The organism is Gammaproteobacteria bacterium (assembly GCA_003696665.1).
GTDB lineage: Bacteria > Pseudomonadota > Gammaproteobacteria > Enterobacterales.
In genome coordinates this window covers 1-5,155 of record RFGJ01000100.1, presented here as the reverse complement: position 1 = coordinate 5,155, position 5,155 = coordinate 1, and the positions used below count along the sequence as shown (strand labels likewise).

General features: G+C 51.8%; 4 protein-coding genes. All 4 read right to left on the bottom strand.

Going from position 1 to position 5,155, the window contains the following annotated elements; all coding sequences use genetic code 11:
* A partial coding sequence (locus D6694_03465; protein ID RMH46560.1) for a hypothetical protein occupies positions 1 to 320 on the bottom strand: 320 nt, incomplete at its 3' end.
* A gap of 420 nt (positions 321 to 740) precedes the next feature.
* On the bottom strand, positions 741 to 3,104 hold the full coding sequence (locus tag D6694_03460; GenBank protein RMH46559.1) for a hypothetical protein: 2,364 nt from the start codon (positions 3,102 to 3,104) through the stop codon (positions 741 to 743).
* Positions 3,091 to 3,780, bottom strand: a complete 690-nt coding sequence (locus D6694_03455) for an ABC transporter ATP-binding protein (GenBank protein ID RMH46558.1) — start codon at positions 3,778 to 3,780, stop codon at positions 3,091 to 3,093. The genes D6694_03460 and D6694_03455 overlap by 14 nt, the downstream gene beginning before the upstream one ends.
* Entirely contained in the window at positions 3,780 to 4,991 is a 1,212-nt protein-coding gene (locus D6694_03450; protein ID RMH46557.1) for an HlyD family efflux transporter periplasmic adaptor subunit, read from the bottom strand. The genes D6694_03455 and D6694_03450 overlap by 1 nt, the downstream gene beginning before the upstream one ends.
* Positions 4,992 to 5,155 lie beyond the last annotated feature (164 nt).

Sequence of the window (5,155 nt, the reverse complement as noted above, 5' to 3'; positions counted from 1 at the left end):
TCCGGCAATGAGAACAATCCAAACAGACTGGCCTTGCCTCCGGCGGCGTCCACCAGCAAATAACCCGCCACGGGTACCAGCACCATCAACAAATACAACAGATGCGAAATTATCTTATGCACACGAATATCACGCGGCGCAATATTGTCACCATAAGGCGGGGCCGGGTGGCGACGAATCATGAGAATACGGACAACAATCAATAGCAACAACAGCACGCCAATGGATTTATGCCAGAAAAACAACGTGCCCTTGAGCGGACGCTCGGCATCTTCCGCCAACCAAGCCAGCGCGCCATTGGCAAAAATGAGTACGGCCATACTCCAATGTAATAAGCGTGTGATTGGATGATAGGTCATAGTCCCCCCTAGTGAATCAACGGGTGATATGTTGTCGAATTTCTTCCGCCATACTATGGTAATGAACTTCACCGTTCGCGACACAGCCTTCTTAGCCGCCTAAAACAGTCACGTACCCAACGGTGCACAGTGAGAATATCAGACTTTGCGACATCTTCGAAATGCAGCAATCGTACAAAATGCCATCTTCACCGAATCGCATGGCGCCACGGCGCTCGGCGGCTGGTAAAACACCCGCAATGAACAATCGTCGCGCGACCGCTAGAATGTCTCGATAAAACCGAACAGACGTAGGATGTTGCCAGAGCTTAAGAGCCGCTGCCAACGATGACCATCACGTCGCGACGTGCCGTCTTCAGAAAACAAAAAAAACCAACTTCGTCAGATGGCGCCTGCCCGCAGGCATGTGGCGATACTCGTTCGAAACAAACGCCGCAACGCAGCCAATGGTGACAGGCACGCAATGACAGACAATACCGAGACCCCAATCAGGCCGCCAATCTCGGCATTGCTTCGCGTCACGCCAAGCACCTCGTCATACCAGCCACTCAACTGGCCGTGGACAGCCCAAGCCAAGGCAACTGAAGCGGCCAACACAAACAGACTCGTTTTCATGGCGTGCCAATAGATGTAGGGTTTCGATGCACCAAGCGCTTGCAGCACACCATAGGTGAACTTTTCCGCTTGTACTTGAGACGCAATCTGTAAACTCAGCGACACACCTACAAGCAATGCGGCAAAGGTCACGAGTATGGCCGTCAAGACAAAAAAGAGTTGGCGCGGCGCTTCCTGCTGCGCCAAGAGTTCTTGTAATGTTTGCTCGGACACCAAATGCATGCCCACGGCTTGTTGCTTAAGCCACTGGTCAAACGCTGCGAGGGTTTGGGGATTATGCGTACCTATATAGACATAAAGATTGTCGATGGTGCCACGGTCCGCCGCTTCAATTGGTAAATAAATCATTGGCGGCACGGCGGTTTGCCGACCGAAGTGTGGAATCTCCGGCACCACCCCCACCATTCGATATTGCCCGCGGAGCTTACCAAGTGATAAAGGCGATCGCGCGAGCCCCTCCGCGCCTTGCTGAAAACGGCGGACAGCAGCACCGTTCATGAAATACCCCATCGCCCTATCCGATTGGGGGCAGTTATCACTGCCGGTGACCAAAGCGAAAAATGACGGACTGACATAATGGAGAAAAAACTGAGCACTCCCAATCAGTCGGGCATCTTCAATCGCAATCCGGTAGGGCTGATTAAATGACGTTTCACTGATGGCAAAGCGGCAATTGCCAAAAAGAGAAACGCCCTTGTGATAGATTGTCTTCAACGGCATCGATGCATTGTTTGATTGATAGTGGCGAACCACAACGCTTTCATCGACATGATACTGTTGTCGATTGTCCGATTGCTGCAAGAAAAACGCCGCCACAAACGAGAGCGCCACGACAGCCAACGTCAGTTGCGCCAATTGCAAACCATGCATCGCATGCTGAGCGCGGCGTGACAATGAGACGCTGACCGCACGCTGAAATAGTTGCCACTGCGTCCATTTCAACTGGGGCACAATGGCGGTGCCCATCAAGAGTACGGCAACCACCGCAAACGCAAAGGTCTGTGTGCCCAGGGAGACTTCACCAGTGGTCATGGTCGGCACATTGGCCTGCAGACCAAACGCCAGCAACCAATGCATTGCAGGACCATACCCCCAAAGTCCTAAGCCGCCGATGACGACAAGCACAACAAGATTACCCAGCACCAATGGGCGTATGAGCCGCCAGCGTGTGCCACCAAGCACGCGCACCACTACGGTATCGGCATGTAAAACAATGGCCTGCTTAACATGAAACATCAACGACACCACCGACAGTGTCAAGGCAAGAATCAGCACGAAAATGCCAATGGCAATGGCATTTTGCCAGAGATATTGATACGCCTGAGCATCCAAAATTATGCCGCGATAGAGCGCCAAGGCAGCGCCCCGCTTTTCAAACTGGATACCGGCAACCGACTTTGTGTTCTCGTGCAAATAGTTCAAAAAGGCCGTTTCATCCAGTGCCTTCGCGGCGTCAAAAAAGATAAAAAAGATTGGCACAGCTCGCATGAAACGGCTGGCCATTGGCCCTCCGGCAAAAGGCGTAAAATGCACGAAGTATTCCACCGGCAACCAAATGTCCACCGGTTCACTGCCCACCATATCAAAGGCGTCATCGGCGATCCCTTCGACCGGAATATTGATGCCCCGATTGCTTATCGATAGCCTTGTCACGCGCGCAGCCTGGCCGTTGGCTTGCTGTGCCAAGCGGTGCGTCAAATAAACCCCGCTGCCACCATTTGATTGGGCCTGCTTTGAGAACGTTAATCCTAAGTGGCGCACCAAGTTACGCGAATAAAATACCGCCTTAAATGATCGCGCCTCGCCCAGAGCGCTCGTCAATGTGATGTTATGTAACGCCAAATAGCTGATTTCTTTAACGCCCGGATACTGTTTGATCGCGTCTGCCACCATTAAATTCGTGCCTGCGAGCGAGCCATCCTCAAAGCGCTTGGCCACCGTGTAGTAAGGCCCGGTCACATTTGCCCAGGCAGGGCTTCGCTTTAACAACACACCAGCAAGCGTGGCAAGTTGCATCAACAGAATAAAAAGAAACACATAGCCCAAGGTGAGCAGCAACAACTTCGCACGCTCGGACTTCCACCGCAAAAAATACCAGTAAAGATCAAACAAATAGTTATTCGTTAACAACTTCCAATCTGCCCTGTCTAATCGTCAATATCCGTTGACACTGCCTGGCATAACGTGGCTCGTGCGAAACCAGCACCAGTGTCGTACCATCAGCCACGAGCGAAAACAACAACGCCATAATTTGCTCGCTGTTTTTTTCGTCCAGATTTCCTGTCGGCTCATCGGCAAATATCACGCTGGGGCGGGTCACAATGGCGCGCGCCAATGCCACCCGTTGCTGTTGACCCCCAGACAACTGGCTGGGCAAGTGGTGCATTTTGTCGCCAAGCCCCACTTTGGCAAGTGCCGCTTCGGCCATGGCAACATACTCCGTTTTTGGCACCTCCGTCCCCAACCGGAGCGGCAATATGACATTTTGCAGCGCAGACAGGTGATTGATCAGACTAAAATTTTGAAACACCCACCCAATGTAACGATTACGAATCAACGCGAGCTGTTTGTAGGTCAACTCGTTTACGCGTTTGCCGCGGAGCCGGTATTCGCCCTCGGTTGGCAAGTCGAGCAACCCGAGAATCGACAATAACGTCGATTTACCGCTGCCGGACTCGCCCGTAATAGCCACCGTTTCGCCATCCGTAATGTCTAGCGACACATTCTCAAGCACACGGTGTTCCGTTTGTCCGTCAACAAAAGACTTGCTCACATTTCGCAACTGAATCAGCGGTCCTCGCGCCATCAATTTTCCTCTTTTGCTATCATCACTCGATCCCCTACCTTCAATCCGGACACTATTTCGATGTGGCGTTTGTCGATCATTCCCACCCGCACGGACGTCGGCACCAGCGCATCCTCACGGACCACATTGAGCGTATAGGTCTGGAAAGGCATATCCACCCCTTCTGGTCGCGCAAGCACGGTGGTATGCTTTTTCTCAGCCACGACAATGTAGGCCGCCACATCCAAGTTTTCCTTTCTATTGCCCGGAATTGGCGCCGTTGGGCGCACCTCGATTTGTACTTGATTGTTCTCGACCACTGGATGCACTCGCATCACTTCGCCAGGCACCTTTGCTTGACCAACAACAATGGTTGCGCGCTGGCCAACCCGCAATTTCTCTGCCTCGGCGGCAGTCACCAAAAGATCGGCATACAATTCGTCTTGGTCAGAAATGATGGCGATTTTCTGATTCCGCGTTACGGCACTGCCTAACTGGATATCAAATTCTCGAAGCACGCCGTCGCGACTGGCGATAATTGCCAGCTCATCAAGCTCTTTTTTCGCGATGTCCGCCCGTTGCAGGGCGACCGCCAGACTTTGCTCAATGGCCTGTTTTTTTGCGTCCAATGCCTGTTGAAAAATGGCCAGATTTTTTTTCGCCAGCGCCAGCTTCAGTTTGGCTTCTTGCAGGTTATTGGCAGACTGCAAGTACTTGAGTTCAGAAATGACATTTTTGTCTCTCAACGCCTTAAGTTTATTTAGTTCCAGTGCGCGGAGCTCGACGGTATTGGTCAATATCTCGACTTCGTTTTGCAGCCGAACCCGCTCAATTTCCAACTCGGCAAGCGCGCTTTTGGCCTCGGCCTGCGCCTTGACGGCATTCATTTGCTCATTCTTCCAGTTTGTGACTAGGCTCGGATTGGCAAGTTTCAGTAGCAGTTCACCGCGTTTGACCCGTTTACCCGGGTAAGCGTTAATTTTTTCGACAATGCCGTCGACCTTGGCCACAATCACATTGGGATTGCGTGAAACCAAACGCCCATAAGCGACAACTTCCTCTGCGATATCCCCTTGTGTGACTGTCGCCAGCTGTGCCGCCGCCACCACATCGGCCGAAGAGCGCCATGGCAACAAAATCACAAATAAACCAACCGCCAATACGACCACCGCCCAAACCAGCCATCGGTTGGGCATAGCGTGCTTTTGTTCCGGGATCTCAAGGATTTTCATCGACCGTTCGCGAAACCGTTTCAGTCGAGAATCTTGACCAAAATTTTGGTCTGTATCGTGGATTGGTTATACATCTTTCTCGTCAGGTTCATATTCTCAATGCCTTTTTTGATGTTCAAAGTTTCAAAGAGATATTGATTCGTTTTGGGCGAGAAACCGGCATC